The sequence below is a fragment of the Aggregatibacter aphrophilus ATCC 33389 genome, assembly GCF_900636915.1.
Lineage (GTDB): Bacteria > Pseudomonadota > Gammaproteobacteria > Enterobacterales > Pasteurellaceae > Aggregatibacter > Aggregatibacter aphrophilus.
The window spans coordinates 451,634-473,285 of sequence record NZ_LR134327.1; the positions used below are offsets into that span (position 1 = coordinate 451,634).

The 21,652-nt window shown below is 43.6% G+C and carries 13 protein-coding genes, 5 tRNA genes and 3 rRNA genes; 9 read left to right on the plus strand and 12 right to left on the minus strand.

The annotated features are described in order from the left end of the window. Window positions 1-66 precede the first annotated feature (66 nt). From EL144_RS02405 to EL144_RS02435, 7 genes are all read left to right on the plus strand, one after another. Window positions 67-1,602, plus strand: a complete 1,536-nt coding sequence (locus EL144_RS02405) for a YifB family Mg chelatase-like AAA ATPase (protein WP_005703474.1) — start codon at window positions 67-69, stop codon at window positions 1,600-1,602. Between the two features lie 529 nt (window positions 1,603-2,131). Further along, window positions 2,132-2,500, plus strand: coding sequence for a hypothetical protein (locus EL144_RS02410; RefSeq protein ID WP_032995007.1), 369 nt, complete (start codon window positions 2,132-2,134; stop codon window positions 2,498-2,500). Between the two features lie 137 nt (window positions 2,501-2,637). Then, window positions 2,638-3,015 carry a hypothetical protein gene (locus EL144_RS02415; RefSeq protein ID WP_225791922.1) on the plus strand — a complete coding sequence of 126 codons (378 nt, stop codon included), beginning with the start codon at window positions 2,638-2,640 and terminating at the stop codon, window positions 3,013-3,015. Window positions 3,016-3,077: 62 nt separating this feature from the next. After that, a complete protein-coding gene (locus tag EL144_RS02420; protein WP_005701924.1) occupies window positions 3,078-3,458 on the plus strand; it encodes a hypothetical protein in 381 nt (126 codons plus the stop codon). Between the two features lie 55 nt (window positions 3,459-3,513). Further along, a complete protein-coding gene (locus tag EL144_RS02425; protein WP_005703472.1) occupies window positions 3,514-5,100 on the plus strand; it encodes a DUF4384 domain-containing protein in 1,587 nt (528 codons plus the stop codon). A gap of 17 nt (window positions 5,101-5,117) precedes the next feature. Continuing rightward, window positions 5,118-6,203: a tetratricopeptide repeat protein gene (locus EL144_RS02430; RefSeq protein ID WP_032995005.1), complete on the plus strand. Its 1,086-nt coding sequence runs from the start codon at window positions 5,118-5,120 to the stop codon at window positions 6,201-6,203. A gap of 21 nt (window positions 6,204-6,224) precedes the next feature. Continuing rightward, on the plus strand, window positions 6,225-6,707 hold the full coding sequence (locus EL144_RS02435) for a pentapeptide repeat-containing protein (protein WP_005701921.1): 483 nt from the start codon (window positions 6,225-6,227) through the stop codon (window positions 6,705-6,707). Window positions 6,708-6,768: 61 nt separating this feature from the next. Here EL144_RS02435 and EL144_RS02440 read toward each other — a convergent pair whose 3' ends face one another. Both EL144_RS02440 and envC read right to left on the minus strand, forming a co-directional pair. Further along, window positions 6,769-7,674: a divergent polysaccharide deacetylase family protein gene (locus tag EL144_RS02440; RefSeq protein WP_232010646.1), complete on the minus strand. Its 906-nt coding sequence runs from the start codon at window positions 7,672-7,674 to the stop codon at window positions 6,769-6,771. Beyond that, a complete protein-coding gene (gene envC, locus EL144_RS02445; RefSeq protein WP_089503492.1) occupies window positions 7,671-8,969 on the minus strand; it encodes a murein hydrolase activator EnvC in 1,299 nt (432 codons plus the stop codon). Before envC ends, EL144_RS02440 begins: the two co-directional genes overlap by 4 nt. A 191-nt stretch (window positions 8,970-9,160) precedes the next feature. Between envC and EL144_RS02450 the strand changes: the two genes are divergently transcribed. Beyond that, the gene (locus tag EL144_RS02450) at window positions 9,161-10,024 is read left to right on the plus strand and encodes a DUF808 domain-containing protein (RefSeq protein WP_005703466.1); all 864 of its coding nucleotides are present in this window, start codon (window positions 9,161-9,163) and stop codon (window positions 10,022-10,024) included. 336 nt (window positions 10,025-10,360) lie between these two features. Here the strand turns inward: EL144_RS02450 and rrf are convergent. The 9 genes from rrf to wecA form a co-directional block, all read right to left on the minus strand. Beyond that, window positions 10,361-10,476 (minus strand): 5S ribosomal RNA (gene rrf, locus EL144_RS02455). Between the two features lie 204 nt (window positions 10,477-10,680). Beyond that, window positions 10,681-13,577, minus strand: a 23S ribosomal RNA gene (locus tag EL144_RS02460). A gap of 398 nt (window positions 13,578-13,975) precedes the next feature. Next, window positions 13,976-14,051: transfer RNA gene (locus EL144_RS02465), tRNA-Ala, on the minus strand. Window positions 14,052-14,146: 95 nt separating this feature from the next. Further along, window positions 14,147-14,223, minus strand: a tRNA-Ile gene (locus tag EL144_RS02470). A gap of 85 nt (window positions 14,224-14,308) precedes the next feature. Next, a 16S ribosomal RNA gene (locus EL144_RS02475) occupies window positions 14,309-15,848 on the minus strand. The 16S, 23S and 5S rRNA genes sit together here with 5 tRNA genes alongside, the layout of an rRNA operon. A 180-nt stretch (window positions 15,849-16,028) precedes the next feature. Beyond that, window positions 16,029-16,105 (minus strand) — tRNA-Pro (locus EL144_RS02480). 2 nt (window positions 16,106-16,107) lie between these two features. After that, window positions 16,108-16,183 (minus strand) — tRNA-His (locus EL144_RS02485). A gap of 31 nt (window positions 16,184-16,214) precedes the next feature. Further along, window positions 16,215-16,291, minus strand: a tRNA-Arg gene (locus tag EL144_RS02490). A gap of 177 nt (window positions 16,292-16,468) precedes the next feature. Beyond that, a complete protein-coding gene (gene wecA, locus EL144_RS02495; protein ID WP_005703316.1) occupies window positions 16,469-17,542 on the minus strand; it encodes a UDP-N-acetylglucosamine--undecaprenyl-phosphate N-acetylglucosaminephosphotransferase in 1,074 nt (357 codons plus the stop codon). A 128-nt stretch (window positions 17,543-17,670) separates the two neighbouring features. Between wecA and hemL the strand changes: the two genes are divergently transcribed. After that, entirely contained in the window at window positions 17,671-18,954 is a 1,284-nt protein-coding gene (hemL, locus tag EL144_RS02500) for a glutamate-1-semialdehyde 2,1-aminomutase (RefSeq protein WP_005703317.1), read from the plus strand. A gap of 68 nt (window positions 18,955-19,022) precedes the next feature. Here the strand turns inward: hemL and glnD are convergent, their stop codons facing one another. Continuing rightward, on the minus strand, window positions 19,023-21,623 hold the full coding sequence (gene glnD / locus EL144_RS02505) for a bifunctional uridylyltransferase/uridylyl-removing protein GlnD (RefSeq protein WP_032994922.1): 2,601 nt from the start codon (window positions 21,621-21,623) through the stop codon (window positions 19,023-19,025). Between the last annotated feature and the right edge of the window lie 29 nt (window positions 21,624-21,652).

Below are 21,652 nucleotides of genomic sequence, written 5' to 3' on the forward strand. Positions count from 1 at the left end.
TGTTTGAAGTAGCCTTCACAACACGCTTTTTTTATGTTGTCATTCCTATTATTTACGGAGGACAAGATGTCTTTAGCCATCGTTTACAGTCGTGCTTCAATGGGCGTGCAGGCGCCTTTAGTGACGATTGAAGTGCATTTAAGTAACGGCAAGCCTAACTTTACGTTGGTTGGATTGCCGGAAAAAACTGTTAAAGAAGCACAAGATCGAGTTCGTAGTGCATTGCTGAACGCCGAATTCAAATATCCCGCCAAACGCATTACCGTCAATCTCGCGCCTGCTGATTTACCCAAAGAAGGCGGACGTTTTGACTTGCCTATCGCTATCGGTATGCTTGCGGCTTCAGGCTATATTGACGCGGAAAAATTAAAACAATTTGAATTTATCGGTGAATTGGCATTAACCGGTCAACTCCGCGCGGTACATGGCGTAATTCCTGCTATTTTGGCTGCCAAAAAAGCAAAACGAAAATGTATTATCGCTTATGGCAATGCTAATGAAGCCTCATTGATCTCCGATCAAGAAACGTATTTTGCCCATTCATTGCTTGAAGTTGTGCAATTTCTCAATAATCAAGGGGAACTGCCTTTGGCAAAGGACATAATGGCTCAAAGTGCGGTGGATTTTGGCGGCGAAAATCAAAAAGATCTGACGGAGATTATCGGTCAACAACACGCCAAGCGGGCGCTGATTATTGCCGCAGCCGGGCAACATAACTTGTTATTTCTGGGCCCACCCGGCACTGGTAAAACTATGCTTGCCAGCCGTTTAACGGGGCTATTACCGGAAATGACCGACCAAGAAGCCATCGAAACCGCCTCCGTCGCCAGTCTCGTGCAAAATGAATTGAATTTTCATAACTGGAAACAACGCCCTTTCCGTGCCCCACATCACAGCGCGTCCACTCCGGCTTTAGTGGGAGGTGGCACAATTCCAAAACCCGGCGAAATTTCTCTCGCGCATAATGGTGTGCTTTTTTTAGACGAATTGCCTGAATTTGAACGTAAGGTGCTGGATGCTTTACGCCAACCGTTAGAAAGTGGAGAAATCATTATTTCGCGTGCCAATGCCAAAATTCAGTTTCCGGCAAGGTTTCAGCTTATCGCGGCGATGAACCCAAGCCCAACGGGGCATTATCAAGGGACACACAATCGTACGTCGCCGCAGCAAATCATGCGGTATTTAAATCGTCTCTCCGGCCCATTTCTGGATCGTTTTGATTTATCCATTGAAGTGCCTTTGTTGCCACAAGGCAGTTTGCAAAATAATACGGAGCGTGGCGAACCTAGCGCAATCGTCCGTGAAAAAGTGTTAAAAACCCGCAACATCCAATTAGAACGTGCAGGCAAAATAAACGCCCACTTAACCGGTAAAGAAATTGAACGCGATTGTAAACTGGAAGGCAAAGACGCGTTATTTCTTGAAAGTGCTCTGACCAAACTAGGGCTTTCCGTACGGGCTTACCACCGAATCTTAAAAGTGTCACGCACCATTGCTGATTTAGAAGGTGAAAAATGCATTACCCAAAAACATTTGGCTGAAGCATTAGGCTACCGAGCAATGGATCGGTTTTTACAGAGGCTATCGAAAGAATCAAGCTAAATTAATAAGTTAAAAATTAGAATAACGTTACCCAAAGTGCGGTGAGTTTTGAAAACATTTTTGAAACCCACCGCACTTTATCTTTTGTAGTATCTTTAAACTGTAAAAACTGACATAATTTACATAAATCTGACAAATCAAAACCAACTCACCGTTCAAAAAATAGTCACCGATCTCTTAAAATAGGTTATTTTTTAATCAAAATCATTTATTTCTTAAAAATTTATTAAGAGATTTTCCAATTGCTCAATAAATGAACTTTTCTAATATTAATTTCATATAATTCAAAAAGATAAACAATAACATTTTTTTATATTAAGTATTTAAAAATATGATAAAGATCAAATAATGAACAGAATATAAATATTTTTAGTGAACTTATAAAAATTGACTAAGTCACAGCTTATGTAAACCAACTGCAATGAAGTGTAAATTTCAATGCGGTTGTGTAAGTTTGCGTAAATCAAATTTTGATAAAGTAGGTTCCATTTTGGGACTTATTAATAATGGCAATAGTAAGGTTAACAATATGACGAAATACTTAATCGCTCTCACCACATTGTTTATTGCTTTATTCGCTACAGCAACTAACACCCAAAATGTCACCATCTCTGGTGGTGTCGTAAATAAATCTGATGGAACTGGTAGTCATGCTGCTATCAATGTGGGTTCCACGGTAGGGAGATCTGTAGGAAGTAATAATAACCAGACGGTTACCGTTAATGGTTCATTAGTGAATACAGCAACCGGTGGAAATAGTAAAGCCGCAATTAACCTAGGTTCTTCCGTTAATTATTCCGGAAGTAATAATCAGGTTGTCTCTGTGGGAACTATTGTGAATTCTGCCTCTGGGGGTGGAAAGTCAGAAGTTAATATTGGTTCTGTCGTGAAGGATTAATAGCAACGGCTCTATCAAGAATTGGAGTCTGTAGGCTCTACGCAAGAATAAGACGGGCATTAGTACTATCTTATAATTTTATTACTTAATAGGAGTATCACATGAAAAGCTTATTAAAAACAACACTTGTAGTTAGCATGATCGCCGCATTTGCAGTAGGCACCGCAAACGCCAAAGTAAGCATCCAAGGTAAAAGTGAACAGTCAGTAGATGTTAAAGGTGCTGTATCGAACTTTGCGATGGGGGCTGGTAAGGCAACCCAAAACCTAGCGTCCAATAATGGTAAAGTATCCATTAGCGGTAATAACAAACAATCCGTGGATATTCAAGGTGCCGTATCTAACTTTGCGATGGGTGCTGGTAAAGCAACTCAAAACTTAGCATCTAATAACGGTAAAGTAACTATCGGTGGTGACAACAAACAAACCGTTACCGTAAAAGGTGCCGTATCTAACTTCGCGATGGGTGTAGGTACAGCTACTCAAAATATGGCGTCTAACAACTCAGACGATTAGTATTTATAACTATCGGGAAATAGTCAATATTTCCCGATAGTTTAGTGTTGAGGAGCATTCATATGAAAAACAGATATTTTCATCAATGTGGGATCGCGTTAAGTTCACTTCTTATTTCATTCTCCGTTTTTTCCGCACAGTCTGAATTAGCACAAAGAATTGGAATGTCCCCCTTAGATCGTGCCAAAGTAAATTCTGTTCAAGCACAAAACTGGGCGAGAATAGGTATGTCAGAGGCCGATGCTGAAAATATGGCAGAATCTGCAAAATCTACTGCAAGTACTAGCCGCAGTGGGGTAGGAGCGCACGGTTCTAGAAACTGTACAACCAATATTGGTACAACAAATGTAACAAAAGGGATTAGTTCCGGCAGATACGGACCAAGCCGTAATACCAATAAAAATGTTGTAGTAAAAGGTGATGTAATCAACCTTTGCAAATAAAAAACTAATCAACAATAAGTTATAAACTTAATTTTTTATTCCGGACTATAATAAAGTGAAAATCTATCGTTCGTTTTGCGCGTATTTCGTGCTAGTAAGTTTGGTAGGGGGTTGTACCACCGGTACACAGTTACATGGTGATCGCCCTTATATTGAATCCACAACAACACATTCTCGTCCGGTATCCGAACCGGTAAGGGCCATGACCAGTTTTAGTGACAGTCTGAACTGTATGGATAATTTGTTATTACAAAGTAATGTTGGGCAGACTGTTGTTGCTATTAAGAAAATTAACGATCCGTCGGGGAAGGCGCTTGTTTCTGCAAACGATATGATCGTTACAGCGCTTTCTCAGATGTCTCGCACCAGTGGTGCATTCCGCGTTGTTGATTTTGAAATTGACCCAATCAAACAAGATACCGTTCAAACACTCACCAGCCTTTTGTTACCAACCGGTAGCGTACAAATTCCAGCACCGCAGATTTATATTTCCGGTTCTGTCTCCTTTGTAGACCAAAACGTATTGAAAAAATCTAACAGTCTCGGGGTTTCCGTTAGTGATGATGCTGAAATTGGTTTAGCCGGCGATTTAATTACAACAGCCTTAGGCATGGAATTACATATCGGTGATTTCCTTACCAGAACACTCTATCCGGGTATCGACTCTGCTAATGAAATTGTTGCAGCCAATAAAGGATTTGGTTTTGACTCCGGAGCAAAAATTAAAAAAGTCGGCGTACAATTCTCTTTTGAACGTAACTTATCACAAGGTGTCGGCGCCGCTGTTAGAACATTAACTGATTTAGGGGTACTTGAGCTCGTAGGTAAGTACTCGCAAGTACCGTATTGGCAATGTTTATCTTTAGATCAGTCCCATCCGGAATTTCAACGTGAATTGTTAGATTGGTACGGTGGTATGGGTGATAGTGAAAAAATTAAATTCTTCCAAACCGGTTTGCGTAATCTAGGTTACTACAACGGCAAAGTGAATGGTAAAGATTCACTGGAGTTAAAAGCCGCTTTAAGTGAATTTCAAAAAGATAACAAAGCGACGCCATCAGGTTTCATTAATTTTGAAACATACGAACGTATGATGAAGAATTATGCCCGTGTAGGTTCTAACGGCGATATTAAGAAAGCCGGTTTAGAACCAAGCGGTAAGAAAGATGACGAGCTCAATGAACCTCGTGGCGGTTATCCTTACCTTCATACCGATAAAGGTGATCCGATTACCATCAATTTAGCCTCAAGTAAGCCGCAATATAATGTGGGAGATAAGCTTGAATTAACGGCGAATGTTAATAAAGGTGGTGCGCATTTAAGTTGTTTCTATCAAGATGCAAACAACAGTATTGCTCAGATTTACCCTAACCCATTACAAACAGAAGAAAGTTTATCACCGGATAAACCATTGCAATTGCCGGGCAATAATTCTTTCTCACTTGATTTAAGCGCTAAAGGTAATGAATCTGTTATGTGTATCGCTTCTTACAGTTCATTACAAGGCAGATTAACACCACTGGTTGGTGAGCCGTTCAATCCGATTAATGTGAAAAGTATGAGCGAACTTTCTGATGCGCTAAAAGAAAACTTTAAAGACGAAATTAAAGGTGCTCAAACCATTAATTACACTGTTAACTAGACGTGAGGAAGTAATCAATGCCTGTATTTTCCAAAAAATTTAATCGCACTCTATTTTTCTCGCTCTTTAGTACTGTTGTGACTGCGTTAGTTAGTCCTCACAGCAATGCTGAGATTGTGATTAATAACTCTGTCGAGTTAACGGAAAATACGGCTCCGGCTGAAACAACTGAACCAGCTGCAACCGAAGAACAAGCATCGCAAGATACGAACAATGTATCAATGGTATTAAATAAAGCCTTCAGTGATTATAAACGGGGCAATTACAACAAGGCCTACAACCAGTTTGCGCCATATGCAGAGAGTAATAATCCTTTAGCATTAATGGCGACAGGTTATTTCTTATTTATGGGTTATGGCACTGAAGTTGATTTCAGTGGAGCGAAGTATTATTTGGAAAAAGCCGGTAAACTCGGGTTTGCCAGAGCTTATACCTTGTTGGGTCTAATGGAAAACAAACAGCAGGCGCAACAAACAGCTAATCAGTCAGTCGTTCGGCAGTTTAAAAAGGCGGCCGATATGGGCGACTCCGTAGGGGCAAACGCACTTGCCAATTTGTATTACCAGCAAGGTAATATCGCGGAGGCGCTTCATTGGAATAATCGTGCGATTTCATTAGGTAGTCATGCTGCAGCCTTGAATAAACAAACCATTACCAATGGTAATAACCGTTCTGCCCCGGTTGTCAGCACACCACCGGTAACCGCAACCAGTGAACATATTCAGAAACTCAAAAAAGAATCGCAAGAAGGCAACGGGCAAGCCAGTTATGAACTTGCCACTCGATACCACAAAGGTGTTGGCGTGCCTAAAAACTTTGGCGAGGCCATTCGGTTCTATCGTGTTGCAGCAGGTCAAGGTAATGCACAAGCACGCAAAGTTTTACCGATTATTTTATCCAAACAGAATCAATCAGGCACAAATCTGAACAGCTTGTGGATGCAAGAAACCTCTAATTTGGTTGCGACTCCGCCGATTATTTTAACGCCGGACAATAGCAATCCAAATGCTCCAACTCGTACCGCTGCGGTAAGAACGACATTGGTAGAAGATGATCCGCTGGAAAATCTGTTATCTCTTCGCCCTGGCGCGCTAACAAAATAATCACAGTCAATGGAGAACACAATGAAATCATCATTAACAAAAGCCCTTATTGCCACCGTTTTCGCTTCCGTATCAACCGGAGCGATGGCAAATGAACAGAAGGTTTCCGTCAATGGAGCAATTGTTAACAAAGCGATTGGTCCTGGGGCTGTGTCCGAACAAAATCTTCCCGGCAGAAGCAGCACTGTCATTAACGGAACCGTTACCACTGTAAATGGCAAAACCACCGTAACTCAAGGCCCATCAGGCCCGGTGAGAGCTGACGCGGAAGATTTTATCAACGCCAAATTACAGGGAGTCAACTTTGCTAAGAAGAATTTCAAAGGGAAGGATTTCACTAATGCAGACTTAAGAAATGCCAATTTAAGCCATGCTAATTTGGAAGACGCCATTTTAATTAATGCTAATTTTGCCGGAGCAGATTTGTCCGGAGCAAATCTAAAAGGTGCAGATATTACCAATGCTAACTTTGAAGGCGCTAAAACTGACGGCACGATTTGGTAACTTTCCGTGTTAGTTTGTTCATATAAAAAGCCCCTTTTTAGGGGCTTTTTATATCGCAATTTTAAGGCACGCCACGTAGCGATGGCACATTTTCATAAGGTGGCGCCGAGGTTGGGGCGGGTGTGGCGCTAAAGAGGAAAATAAACGGTTTCGGCGGTACCACTTTTTCATTCCGCCAAAGACTGCCCATAGAAACCAATTGCACATCTGACGGCAAATTGGCAATGCCGGCCTGCAACACTGCAATGGTATTTTTACGCGGATGACCAATAGCAATGGCAGTACCATGTTTTTGGGCATACTGTACAGCAGCCTGAAATTGCCGTTGAACATCGGCAAAAGCATCGCTATCGTCTAAAAATATGTGCCGATCTAACGCGCGTACGCCCTGCTCTTTTGCTATTTTCCCCGCCATGCTCCGCCCAATGGTACGGCTATCGAGGAAAAATAAATGATGTTCACGAAGTGCGGTCATTAATTTCGTCATTAATGGCACATCAGCGGTGGCGGCACTCCCCATGTGATTGTTCATCCCAATGGCATTAGATATGATATTTTTAGCAGTTTGTACGCGTTGGTTCACTTCATCTTGCGTCATGCCCAAATGTAGCCCGCCACCTTCAATCTTGATTTTCGACACCGTTTCCATAGGCATGTGGATCAAAATATCACGTCCTTGTTGATGTGCCTGTTGGTTGCGCGCTTTAGCGTGTGGCGCGGCGGGAATAATCGCCACGGAAACCGCTTGAGGCAACGCGAGAATTTGTGCATCTTCCTTGGGGTGATAGCCTAGATCATCAATGACAATCGCAAGTTTGGCAGAATACACCCAAGGCGACAGCAAAAGTGCGGTCAAAAAAAACAACGTTTTTTCAACGTTGGCTTTGCCAACGACCCTTTTCGGGAGGAATAAGCGAACGAGTGAGCTTATGAATAAAAAAAACAACGTTTTTATTGTCACGTTCATCGTAACCAACCTACTGGATTCACTGCCACGCCTTTACGACGAATTTCAAAATACAACCCGCTTTTGGATTGTCCTCCGCTGTTACCAACCTCACCGATTTTCTGCCCGGCTTTCACTAGTTGACCTTCTTTCACTGCAACGGATTGGTTATAACCATATAAACTTAAATCATTTTCGCCATGTTTGACGATCACCATCAAACCATAGCCTTGTAACCAGTTAGCGAGAATCACCCGGCCATCGGCAATGGCTTTGACCGACGTACCGCTTCCGGCAGCAATCACAATTCCCTTCCAGCGCAATTCGCCCATTTGTATAGAACCAAAACTATTCACGATTTTTCCGCTGACCGGGAAGGCATATTGTTTAGCCGGTTTACCTAAGCCGGACGAACTGCTTAACAACTGACGCTCCTGTGCAGTCGGCTGATAAGGTTTCTGCGTTTTGATTTCTTCTGCCTGTTTTTTCTGCGCCAAGGCGTCCCGCTCACGTTGCTCCTGTTGACGTGCCGCTTGCTCTGCCCGTTGAATTTCCTGACGAAGGGCATTTTCATTGGCTTTCAGCGCTTCTAATTTGCTTTCGTCACGACTTAAACTTTGCGTTAACTGATTCAAGGTGGATTGACGCTCTTTCTGAACTTTTTGTAACTCTTGCTGCTGTTTTTTCTGATCGGCAAGTTGTGTCTGTTGTTCTTTATGTTGTTCGGCAATCACATCTTTTTGTTTTGCCAACTGCGTTTGTGTATTCTGCAAATCCTCAATGAGTTTCATGCGCGCTTGATTCAAATGGGCATAATACGCTTTCATGCGATCGGCGTTTTGCCCTTTCTCCGACAACATTCGCTGTGCAACCGAAGCATTCGCGCCGGAACGATATGCAGCATCTAACTGCTTCGCCAGTTTCGCTTTTTGTTCTTTTTCCTGTTTTTGTAACTGTTTGATTTGCTTATCGGTATCGCTAATGCTTTTGCGAATTTCTTTCAAATCAGATTCCGTTTGACGTAATTTGCCAATCACATTGTGAATCTGATTTTCTTGATTTTTAAGTGTGGATTGCAACTTTTGCTGCTCGGCTTTTTGACCCGCAATTTTTTGTTCTTGCTGTTTAATTTGCTGATGAATTTTCGATAAGTCATCGCCTTGGGCGGCAAAAGAAAAGGAGGTAAAAAGGAAAAGTGCGGTCAAAATTGAACATGTTTTTTTCAATGGAATAAAAAAGCGACTTGCGGTACGAATACTTTTCGCCCCGCCGATAAGAGATTGCCCATGCTTAATTTTACTCGATTGTTGCCACATAACCTGCTTATTCCTTTTAACAAAACGCGCTAAATATACCATTAATTGCCGACAGACCTAAGCAAATATTCACCATACAAAAACACAACAAAAAACCACCGCACTTTGCCGCCAAAAATTCCCGTTGACGGATGCCTTTCATCATCCCACAATACGCCCCTATTTTGATTATTTTTACGCAAGGAAAGAAAATGGCTTTTAGCTCCTTATTTACTTTATTAGACGATATTGCCTCATTGTTGGATGATGTCTCGGTGATGACCAAAGTCGCCGCCAAGAAGACCGTTGGCGTTGTGGGCGATGATCTGGCATTGAACGCCAACCAAGTCACCGGCGCTACCGCAGAACGAGAACTACCTATTGTGTGGGCGGTAACTAAAGGCTCATTAGTCAACAAAATCATTTTAATCCCAATTGCGCTTTTGTTATCCGCCTTTCTGCCCGCGTTAATTGTCCCACTATTAATGATCGGTGGGGCATATTTATGTTTCGAAGGTGTGGAAAAAATTCTGCACAAATTCTTTTTTGCTCACCACGACGAACCCCATGAAGAAAACAAACCTTTTGATGAAAAGGCCAAAATTAAAGGTGCCATTCGTACCGATTTCATTCTTTCTGCCGAAATCATTATTATTGCTTTAGGCGAACTTTCCGACGCGGAAATCCTCACACAAATTATCTCGCTTATCATTATCGGGCTAGGCATTACCCTTGTGGTTTATGGCATTGTGGCCTTAATCGTGAAAGCAGATGATTTCGGTGTATTTCTTATAAAAAAAGGCGGTGCAGCCGAAACGTTAGGCAAAGGCATTTTATTTATCATGCCTAAATTTATGCGTTCCCTAAGTTTTATCGGTACCGTTGCCATGTTCCTTGTAGGCGGCGGGATTTTTGTACATAACGTTGAAACGTTGCATCATTTGCTGGCCGATTACCAAATCGCCGAAGGTTGGTTGGGAATACTATCTACAATTATAGTCGGTGTAGCCGTAGGTGCTTTATGCTGTTTGGTTGTGTTACCAGTGATGAAGTTGTTTGAAGAGAAAACAGCTTAATTACGCTATAATTGCAAAGATATGAGATTATGTAGTTTTATATTTCTAAGCTGTATTAGTTAATAGTTAAAAGAGTTGGGTTTGCCAGCTTTTTTGCTTAAAGAAATCTTTATAATAAATATACCCCATACAACCCAAAACTTACATAAAAATTTCTAGCATTATAATATTTACTCATGCATAAGCTTACCTTTTAATTGTAAGCAGTGAGTTAATTCGCTATTAAATTTATTGGGAACATCCTTCCTACATCTTCAACCTTTAACTTAATCCTGTTTATCCGCTTTGCCCAAAAACAAAACCCCCCGATGCATTCACATCAGGGGGCTACATTCAGCTTGGCGGTGACCTACTCTCACATGGGAACATCCCACACTACCATCGGCATTACGGCGTTTCACTTCTGAGTTCGGGATGGAGTCAGGTGGACCCACCGCATTATCGCCGCCAAAATTCGGTCGATGACTTAAAATCCGTCTTCTTTATCTTACTCTCTATCCTTCAAACCAAAACAAGCTGACTCTCAACTTTCTCTCTGTATCATCACCTCTATTCCCGGTGAATCACCTACAGTCTCTCTTTACTCTCTCTTAACTGCTACTCACCCAATTCCGCCCTCATGCCTCAGGTCTCCCCAAAAAACACTTGAGCGTTGTATGGCTAAGCCTCTCGGGCAATTAGTACATGTTAGCTCAATGGCTCGCACCACTTACACACCATGCCTATCTACGTCTTAGTCTTAAACAACCCTTACAGATTTATAATCTGGGAGAACTCATCTCTTGGCAAGTTTCGTGCTTAGATGCTTTCAGCACTTATCTCTTCCGCACTTAGCTACCCGGCAATGCGTCTGGCGACACAACCGGAACACCAGCGGTGCGTCCACTCCGGTCCTCTCGTACTAGGAGCAGCCCCAACCAATTCTCCAACGCCCACGGCAGATAGGGACCGAACTGTCTCACGACGTTCTAAACCCAGCTCGCGTACCACTTTAAATGGCGAACAGCCATACCCTTGGGACCTACTTCAGCCCCAGGATGTGATGAGCCGACATCGAGGTGCCAAACACCGCCGTCGATATGAACTCTTGGGCGGTATCAGCCTGTTATCCCCGGAGTACCTTTTATCCGTTGAGCGATGGCCCTTCCATGCAGAACCACCGGATCACTATGACCTACTTTCGTACCTGCTCGACTTGTCCGTCTCGCAGTTAAGCTTGCTTATACCATTGCACTAACCTGACGATGTCCGACCGTCATTAGCAAACCTTCGTGCTCCTCCGTTACTCTTTGGGAGGAGACCGCCCCAGTCAAACTACCCACCAGACACTGTCCGAGACCACGTTTCGTCATCTTCGTTAGAACATCAAACGTTAAAGGGTGGTATTTCAAGGTCGACTCCAACAATACTGGCGTATCATCTTCATAGTCTCCCACCTATCCTACACATCAAAATTCAATGTTCAGTGTCAAGCTATAGTAAAGGTTCACGGGGTCTTTCCGTCTAGCCGCGGGTACACCGCATCTTCACGGCGATTTCAATTTCACTGAGTCTCGGGTGGAGACAGCCTGGCCATCATTATGCCATTCGTGCAGGTCGGAACTTACCCGACAAGGAATTTCGCTACCTTAGGACCGTTATAGTTACGGCCGCCGTTTACTGGGGCTTCGATCAGGTGCTTCTCTTGCGATTACACCATCAATTAACCTTCCAGCACCGGGCAGGCATCACACCCTATACGTCCACTTTCGTGTTTGCAGAGTGCTGTGTTTTTAATAAACAGTTGCAGCCAGCGGGTCACTTCGACCGGTTCAACCTTCAGGGGTAAACCCTTACAATCTACGCCGGCGCACCTTCTCCCGAAGTTACGGTGCTATTTTGCCTAGTTCCTTCACCCGAGTTCTCTCAAGCGCCTGAGTATTCTCTACCTGACCACCTGTGTCGGTTTTCAGTACGGTTTAGATAAACCTGAAGCTTAGTGGCTTTTCCTGGAAGTGTGGTATCGGTTACTTCAGCTCCGTAGAGCCTCGTCATCATCTCTCAGTGTTAAGGAAGTCCGGATTTGCCTAAACTCCCCACCTACCAACTTAAACGTGCATATCCAACAGCACGCTAACCTAACCTGCTCCGTCCCCACATCGCAGTTTATCCAAGTACGGGAATATTAACCCGTTTCCCATCGACTACGCTTTTCAGCCTCGCCTTAGGGGCCGACTCACCCTGCCCCGATTAACGTTGGACAGGAACCCTTGGTCTTCCGGCGAACGGGTTTTTCACCCGTTTTATCGTTACTTATGTCAGCATTCGCACTTGTGATACGTCCAGCAGCCCTCTCGAGCCACCTTCTTCCGCTTACACAACGCTCCCCTACCCAACAGTATTGCTACTGATGCCGCAGCTTCGGTGCTATATTTGAGCCCCGTTACATCTTCCGCGCAGGCCGACTCGACTAGTGAGCTATTACGCTTTCTTTAAATGATGGCTGCTTCTAAGCCAACATCCTAGCTGTCTAAGCCTTCCCACTTCGTTTCCCACTTAATATAGACTTTGGGACCTTAGCTGGCGGTCTGGGTTGTTTCCCTCTCCACGACGAACGTTAGCACCCGCCGTGTGTCTCCTGAGTATCACTCTTCGGTATTCGCAGTTTGCATCGGGTTGGTAATCCGGGATGGACCCCTAGCCGAAACAGTGCTCTACCCCCGAAGGTGTCCACTCAAGGCTCTACCTAAATAGATTTCGGGGAGAACCAGCTATCTCCCGGTTTGATTGGCCTTTCACCCCCAGCCACAAGTCATCCGCTAATTTTTCAACATTAGTCGGTTCGGTCCTCCAGTTAGTGTTACCCAACCTTCAACCTGCCCATGGCTAGATCACCGGGTTTCGGGTCTATACCTTGCAACTACTCGCCCAGTTAAGACTCGGTTTCCCTTCGGCTCCCCTATTCGGTTAACCTCGCTACAAAATATAAGTCGCTGACCCATTATACAAAAGGTACGCAGTCACCCTTTCAGGCTCCCACTGCTTGTACGTACAAGGTTTCAGGTTCTATTTCACTCCCCTCACCGGGGTTCTTTTCGCCTTTCCTTCACAGTACTGGTTCACTATCGGTCAATCAGGAGTATTTAGCCTTGGAGGATGGTCCCCCCATCTTCAAACAGGATATCACGTGTCCCGCCTTACTTGTCGTTAGCTTAGTACCATAACCTGGACTTCGAGTACGGGGCTATCACCCTGTGTCGCCAAGCTTCCCAGCTTGTTCCTCTGCCTCTGTCATTATCACTAACAGGCTCCTTCGCGTTCGCTCGCCGCTACTAACGAAATCTCGGTTGATTTCTTTTCCTCGGGGTACTTAGATGTTTCAGTTCTCCCGGTTCGCCTCATTATCCTATGGATTCAGATAATGATAGTGGGTTCTTCACCCACTGGGTTTCCCCATTCGGACATCTTGGATTAAACGCCTCTTATCGACTCATCCAAGCTTTTCGCAGATTAGCACGTCCTTCTTCGCCTCTGATTGCCAAGGCATCCACCTTGTACGCTTTGTCACTTAACCATACAACCTCAAGTATTCTTATGATTAACTCAACCTTATGATTAACTCAACCTCATGAACTTAACATTAAATTGAAAATCCACTTAAAATCACAACATTGAATCGAAAAACACTTAACGCCGCTAAGCAGTAACAGTTAATTTATTAAGAGTAATCACCTTTTATCAATCACTCTCACTCAGACTTTCTTGAAAGTCTCGTTTTCAGCTTGTTTCCGGTTTGTTAAAGAACAGGTTTTTATAAAGAAGTTTGTTTCTTTATCATCATAGTTAAATTTATTGACTTGATATCTTTACGCCTACCTATTTGGACCACAAATAACGTATCTACTTTAAGTAAAGAAGATAAGTATGGTATTTTTAATAATACGTATGCAATAAACTTAACTATGACGATATTGGTGGAGATAAGCGGGTTCGAACCGCTGACCTCCTGCGTGCAAGGCAGGCGCTCTCCCAGCTGAGCTATATCCCCAATCATATCCTTTGGCTTTCACTCACACATAGTGCTTTTGATATATTGAAAGTTAATTCACAATGAAATTAACCAACCAAACTCACCAGTCTAAGTGGTGGGTCTGAGTGGACTTGAACCACCGACCTCACCCTTATCAGGGGTGCGCTCTAACCACCTGAGCTACAGACCCAACAGGATTTCTTGTCTTCTATAGTGTTCTGGCTCTGTCTACAATCATCAGCCAAACTGTGTGGACACTTAAGTTCGTCTTTCGGTAAGGAGGTGATCCAACCGCAGGTTCCCCTACGGTTACCTTGTTACGACTTCACCCCAGTCATGAATCATACCGTGGTAAACGCCCCCCTTGCGGTTAAGCTATCTACTTCTGGTACAACCCACTCCCATGGTGTGACGGGCGGTGTGTACAAGGCCCGGGAACGTATTCACCGCGACATTCTGATTCGCGATTACTAGCGATTCCGACTTCATGGAGTCGAGTTGCAGACTCCAATCCGGACTTAGACGTACTTTCTGAGATTCACTCCACCTCGCGGCTTCGTCGCCCTCTGTATACGCCATTGTAGCACGTGTGTAGCCCTACTCGTAAGGGCCATGATGACTTGACGTCATCCCCACCTTCCTCCGGTTTATCACCGGCAGTCTCCTTTGAGTTCCCGACCAAATCGCTGGCAACAAAGGATAAGGGTTGCGCTCGTTGCGGGACTTAACCCAACATTTCACAACACGAGCTGACGACAGCCATGCAGCACCTGTCTCATGGTTCCCGAAGGCACTCTCATATCTCTACAAGATTCCATGGATGTCAAGAGTAGGTAAGGTTCTTCGCGTTGCATCGAATTAAACCACATGCTCCACCGCTTGTGCGGGCCCCCGTCAATTCATTTGAGTTTTAACCTTGCGGCCGTACTCCCCAGGCGGTCGATTTATCACGTTAGCTACGGGCACCAAGCTCAAAGCACAATCCCCAAATCGACAGCGTTTACAGCGTGGACTACCAGGGTATCTAATCCTGTTTGCTCCCCACGCTTTCGCACATGAGCGTCAGTACATTCCCAAGGGGCTGCCTTCGCCTTCGGTATTCCTCCACATCTCTACGCATTTCACCGCTACACGTGGAATTCTACCCCTCCCTAAAGTACTCTAGACCCCCAGTCTGAAATGCAATTCCCAGGTTAAGCCCGGGGATTTCACACCTCACTTAAAAGTCCGCCTGCGTGCCCTTTACGCCCAGTTATTCCGATTAACGCTCGCACCCTCCGTATTACCGCGGCTGCTGGCACGGAGTTAGCCGGTGCTTCTTCTGTGATTAACGTCAATTTGTTGCGCTATTAACACAACAACCTTCCTCGTCACCGAAAGAACTTTACAACCCGAAGGCCTTCTTCATTCACGCGGCATGGCTGCGTCAGGGTTGCCCCCATTGCGCAATATTCCCCACTGCTGCCTCCCGTAGGAGTCCGGGCCGTGTCTCAGTCCCGGTGTGGCTGGTCATCCTCTCAGACCAGCTAGAGATCGTCGGCTTGGTAGGCCATTACCCCACCAACTACCTAATCCCACTTGGGTTCATCCTATGGCATGTGGCCCGAAGGTCCCACACTTTCATCTCCCGATTCTACGCGGTATTAGCGACAGTTTCCCGTCGTTATCCCCCTCCATAAGCCAGATCCCCAAGCATTACTCACCCGTCCGCCACTCGTCAGCATAAGTACAAGTACTTACCTGTTACCGTTCGACTTGCATGTGTTAAGCCTGCCGCCAGCGTTCAATCTGAGCCATGATCAAACTCTTCAATTCAAAAAGTTTAATCGCTCAATACTGCTGACTTAATTAATCTATCTATAAATAAACGAATCTTCGTAGCACTATTCAGTTCAATTTTAAAATTCTTTTAAAAACGAATCTTCAAGTGCCCACACAGTTTGTCTGATTGATTGTTAAAGAACAAAAATTCTGAGAACTACAGAATTTAGAAAATGGTCGGCGAGATAGGATTTGAACCTACGACCCACTGGTCCCAAACCAGTTGCGCTACCAAGCTGCGCTACTCGCCGAATGGGGTGGCTGATGGGACTTGAACCCACGACAACCGGAATCACAATCCGGGGCTCTACCAACTGAGCTACAGCCACCATATTGAATTGAGTCAGATTTGCATACCTCTGGCGCGCTCGACAGGATTTGAACCTGCGACCTTTGGCTCCGGAGGCCAACGCTCTATCCAACTGAGCTACGAGCGCCCTAAGCGTCGTTGCGGGGCGTATATTAAAAGTTTCAAAACTGCTTGTCTAGTATTTTTTTATAAATTTTTATTACACGCTATTTTTTTATGCAAAACGAATATAAATTGTAAAGTTATTGCTTGTTTTTTGTTTAATTTTAAGTTTTTAGACAAAAGATTATTTCTTATTTATTTCTTATTTATTTCTTAAACGTTTTGCCGCACGACGTTTCATACGACGAATCCAACGGGTAATTTTCCAAGCGCGCGTAATAGACGAAGAATATAAAAAGAACAAAATAATGAAGGCAATAAACATGATCCATTCATTAATGTAGTAAATCTCACCTAAAATCCCGAAACCTGCGCACAGTGCCGCAACAAAAGTAATCAACAAAAATGCTTGGCGAGAACTTAAACCGGCACGCACCATTAAATGGTGAACGTGTAAACGATCCGGCCGAAACGGACTTTTCCCTTTTCTTAAACGACGGTAAATAATCGCCACCATATCAACTAACGGAATAGCAATTACCCAAAGCGCTGTTACCGGATTCATTGGATGGCCTTTACCCTGAGTACTTAAAAGCAAAATCCAAATAATGGTAAAACCGATTAAGGTACTTCCTGCATCCCCCATAAAAACTTTAAACTTAGGCCCTAATGGAATTCCTAAATTCATCATTAAATAAGGTAGTACGGCAATAATTAAACCAAAACTCCAATAGGCCAAATCCATTTGTCCATCGCGATACATTAAAATACCAATCGCCGCAAAAGACACACAAGACAAGCCTCCAAGTAAGCCATCTATACCATCAATCATATTAAATGCGTTAATAATCCCGATAGTCGCCAACACTGTGATAATTAATCCAATTGATCCTAATGTTAACTGGAATGGCCCTAAAATCTGTCCCAAATGATCGAGATATACATTCCCCATGTCAATCATCAGAATCGCCAAGAAGGCCTGGATGCCCGCGCGTAAAAAAGGACTTATATCATAACGGTCATCAATGATTCCCATCAACAAAAGCACTAAGGTACTGAATAAATATAGATAAGGAAGCCTAGTTTGATCCCATTGCATGAGGTAGAAGCATAGATTCCCCATAAACAAGGAAATCCCACCAATGAGCGGGATAGCGCCTTGGTGACGTTTACGATAATTCGGTTTATCCACTAATCCAATATGGATAGCAATCGGACGCATCACGATTAAGGTTAGAAATGCGCCTAAAAAAGTAATAAATAACGTTAGCAACATAAGCTCTTTCCGTGAAAACAAGTGCGCAAAGCATATCATAAAGGAAAAATCGTACATAAATATTTTTAACAATATTCTCTTTTTTCAGTACAATAGCTTACATTTTTTGAACACAAGGATAAAAAAAGATGACAAATTCAACCGCACTTTTTTCCCGCGCACAACAAGTGATTCCCGGTGGCGTTAACTCCCCTGTTCGTGCCTTTAATGGCGTAGGCGGAACGCCTGTATTTATTGAAAAAGCTCAAGGCGCTTATATTTTTGATACAGAAGGTAAACAATATATTGATTATGTAGGTTCATGGGGGCCTATGATTTTGGGTCATAACCACCCGGCGATCTTAAAAGCCGTACTCAAAACTGCCGAAAACGGTTTAAGTTTTGGTGCGCCGACATCATTAGAAATTGACCTTGCCGAATTGGTTTGCCAACTGATTCCATCGATTGAAATGGTGAGAATGGTCAGTTCCGGTACCGAAGCCACTATGTCCACCATTCGTTTAGCCCGCGGTTATACCAAACGTGACAAAATCATCAAATTTGAAGGTTGCTACCATGGCCATGCCGATTCGCTATTAGTAAAAGCAGGTTCCGGCGCGCTAACCTTAGGCCAACCTAATTCTCCCGGCGTACCGGCCGACTTTGCCAAACACACCCTCACTTGCACTTACAACGACCTCAACTCCGTCAAACAAGCATTTGAGCAATATCCGAATGAAATCGCCTGTATTATCGTAGAACCCGTTGCCGGCAACATGAATTGCATTCCGCCAAAAAACAATTTCTTACAAGGGTTACGTGAACTTTGTGATCAATACGGCGCCGTATTCATTATTGATGAAGTGATGACCGGTTTCCGTGTGGCACTTGGCGGCGCACAACATTATTATAATGTCACGCCGGATTTGACCTGTTTAGGCAAAGTGATTGGCGGTGGGATGCCGGTAGGCGCTTTTGGCGGCAAAAAAGAAATTATGCAGCATATCGCACCGACAGGGCCGGTATATCAAGCCGGTACCTTATCCGGCAACCCAATTGCCATGGCGGCCGGGCTTGCTTGCCTGACCGAATTAAAGAAAGCGGGCAATGAGCAAAAATTGGCCCAACAAACCGAAAAATTGGCGAAAGGCTTGCAACAGCTTGCCGATAAGCATCAAGTGCCGTTTGTCGTGAATTATGTAGGCGGTATGTTCGGTATTTTCTTTACCGATAAAAAAGAAGTGAGTTGCTATCAAGATGTGATGGCCTGCGACACTGAAAAATTCAAACGCTTCTTCCATAAAATGTTGGCCTTAGGCGTGTATCTAGCACCTTCCGCATTTGAAGCCGGCTTTATGTCTCTAGCTCATTCCGATGAAGATATCGACCGCACTTTAGCGGCGGCGGATATTGCCTTTGCCGAGTTGGCTTAGTTCGAGGAATAAAAAGTGCAGTGGATTTAAAAACGCTTTAAAAATCCACCGCACTTTTTACGAAAAAGCTAGTTTAAAATATGCAACAATCGCTCTAACAACGCCTTTCTTTCCATCTCGTTCAACGCCCTGTCCTCTTTATTGGTCAAAATAAAGAAGTCTTCCGCTTTTTCTCCGATAGTTGTGATTTTGGCATTGCACAAATTCAGTTCAAGTTCGCAAAATACCGCACTGACATCTGCCAGTAAACCAGCTCGATCCAATGCAAACAATTCCATTTCCGTTTGATCGGTTTTGTCGAGATTCAAAAAACGCACTTCAGTTTTTACATGAAAATGCGCCAGTTGATGTTTTTCACGTAATCGTTGTTTATTGACCAGCTCGAAAGTTAAACTTTCCGTCAGCGCCGTCTCCAGCATACGACGACGATCAAAAGGCAACTCTGAACCATCGAGCTCGGTAACAATAAAACTGTCCAACACATAACCGTCTTTAGCGGTAATAATTTGCGCATCGTGAATACTCAGTTTTTTTGCGCCAATGGTGGTCACAACTTTATTAAATAGGTTAGGTCGGTCTTGTGTATAAACGAAAATTTCAGTGCCCCCACCGGAAAACCGATTACTCACCTTCACCAATAAATCACCCTTAAACTCGGCAAGTAAGCAAGTATGCCAACTAATTTGTTGCGGTGAATTACGTAAAAAATAATCCAACGGACAACGTTGCCACAATTTTTCGATTTGCAACGCTGAAAGTGCGGTGTTTTTTGCGCGTATTTCCAATAACGCTAACTCTTGATGTTCTTTGGCTTTCACCTGATTATCTAACAACGTTTGCAAGCCTTGGCTAAACTGCTGTTTGGCATAATCATAAAGTGTTGCGATTAGAGAACGTTTCCAACTGTTCCACAGGGTTTCATTGGTTGCCACAATATCTGCCACGGTTAAACAGGTTAAATAATCCAAGCGCACCTGATTACACACTTGTTCAGCAAAATTCAGCACCACTTCCGGATCATGAATATCACGTCGTTGGGCCGTTACCGACATCAATAAATGCTGCTCCACCAACCACGCCATAGTTTCAGCTTCTCGTTGGTCAAAACCGTGTAACAAGGCAAACTCGCGCACATCAACAGCACCAAGTATTTCATGAGCGCCCCCCCGTCCTTTGGCAATATCGTGAAATAACGCAGCGATGTAAAGCAAAATGCGGTCGGGAATTTGGCTAAATATTTGATAGCAAATCGGATGTGCCTTGGCAGATTCTTCGGATAAAAAACTCTCTAGTTTCAGCATTACGCGAAAAATATGCTCATCCACCGTATAACAATGGAATAAATCGAATTGCATTAAGCCTACAATATTGCGCCATTGTGGCAAATAGGCCGTCAACACGCCATATTGATGCATGAGGAAAAACGCTCGCTTGATAGCCAAAGGCTGATTAAAGAGACGAATAAATTTCTCCCGTGCTGATGGCGACTCACACAAATAACTCAGTTGATGCTCTTGGCGATACTCCAGCGTCAAATGCAATTCACGCAATACGGAAGAATGAATCTCGGCATCCGGATATTGGGTAAGATAATAAAAAAGATCGAGAATGCTGTCCGGTTGCTGTTCAAAACATTGATGATTACGCAAACAAATAGCTTGATTTATCAAGCTAAAATTTTCATCTAATACCTGTTCATGAATGATTTCGTAATCAATCAGGAAATGCTCCTGATAATGTTTCACCAACAACTCACTTAGCAAAGAGATGGAATGTAACGCCCGAAAAAAGCGTTTCATCATGGTTTCCACGCCTAAATTGCCTTCGCCTTGAAAACCTAATAATTCGCTGACTTTCAACTGACGATCAAATAACAAGCGGTTGTCATAACGTTTTAAAATCAAGTGCAAAGCATACCGCACTTTAAATAAAAACTGTTGGCTCTTCAGCAATAAGGCGTGTTCGGCAGGATAAATAAACCCCGCCTGTAAAATTTCCTGTAAATTTTTCGCACCGTTATGACGCAAGGCAATCCAATATAACAAATGCAGATCACGCAACCCGCCGGGACTATATTTAATGTCGGGTTCAAGATTATAAGAGGTGTTGTTATAGCGTTGATAACGCGCTATTTTTTCTTGAATCTTCGCCTGACAAAAATCAATTTTTGACCAAAAATCTTCCTGCCTAACCAACTGCACAAGTTGCTCAAATAAGGCATGATGACCGCACAAATAACGAGCTTCCAACAAGTTAGTAGCGATGGTGATATCCGCTTTACCTTCCGTTTCACATTCTGCAAGGGTACGAATGCTGTGTCCCACATTAAAATTGCAATCCCATAAAAATTGCACAAATTGCGCGATGTTATCTTGTAAATCTGGAGAAATCGGCTGCTCGGCTAAAATTAAAATATCCAAATCGGACAACGGAAACATTTCTTCCCGCCCATAGCCGCCCACGGCAACAAGGCTTAATGGAAGAGCTTTAAACCCGAAATGCCGCCACAAATGTTGTAACAGATGATCGTAAAACACCGTGCGATTAGCAATCAGGCGATCTACATCAAGCTCGGTGAAATGGGTCAATTCAAATTGCTTTAAATTTTCTTTCTGAATTTTTACCGCACTTGGCGTCATTTCGGCTTGGGTGTCGTAAGGGAAAAACATAGGATCACTCACTAAAATTTGAGCTATAA

Excerpts from the sequence above, each read along its gene's own strand:
- EL144_RS02405 (WP_005703474.1), top strand. The coding sequence starts at position 67 with ATGTCTTTAGCCATCGTTTACAGTCGTGCTTCAATGGGCGTGCAGGCG.
- EL144_RS02420 (WP_005701924.1), top strand. The coding sequence starts at position 3,078 with ATGAAAAACAGATATTTTCATCAATGTGGGATCGCGTTAAGTTCACTT.
- EL144_RS02435 (WP_005701921.1), top strand. The coding sequence starts at position 6,225 with ATGAAATCATCATTAACAAAAGCCCTTATTGCCACCGTTTTCGCTTCC.
- EL144_RS02450 (WP_005703466.1), top strand. The coding sequence starts at position 9,161 with ATGGCTTTTAGCTCCTTATTTACTTTATTAGACGATATTGCCTCATTG.
- envC (WP_089503492.1), bottom strand. The coding sequence starts at position 8,969 with ATGTGGCAACAATCGAGTAAAATTAAGCATGGGCAATCTCTTATCGGC.
- hemL (WP_005703317.1), top strand. The coding sequence starts at position 17,671 with ATGACAAATTCAACCGCACTTTTTTCCCGCGCACAACAAGTGATTCCC.
- EL144_RS02410 (WP_032995007.1), top strand. The coding sequence starts at position 2,132 with ATGACGAAATACTTAATCGCTCTCACCACATTGTTTATTGCTTTATTC.
- EL144_RS02430 (WP_032995005.1), top strand. The coding sequence starts at position 5,118 with ATGCCTGTATTTTCCAAAAAATTTAATCGCACTCTATTTTTCTCGCTC.
- glnD (WP_032994922.1), bottom strand. The coding sequence starts at position 21,623 with ATGTTTTTCCCTTACGACACCCAAGCCGAAATGACGCCAAGTGCGGTA.
- wecA (WP_005703316.1), bottom strand. The coding sequence starts at position 17,542 with ATGTTGCTAACGTTATTTATTACTTTTTTAGGCGCATTTCTAACCTTA.
- EL144_RS02440 (WP_232010646.1), bottom strand. The coding sequence starts at position 7,674 with ATGAACGTGACAATAAAAACGTTGTTTTTTTTATTCATAAGCTCACTC.
- EL144_RS02415 (WP_225791922.1), top strand. The coding sequence starts at position 2,638 with ATGATCGCCGCATTTGCAGTAGGCACCGCAAACGCCAAAGTAAGCATC.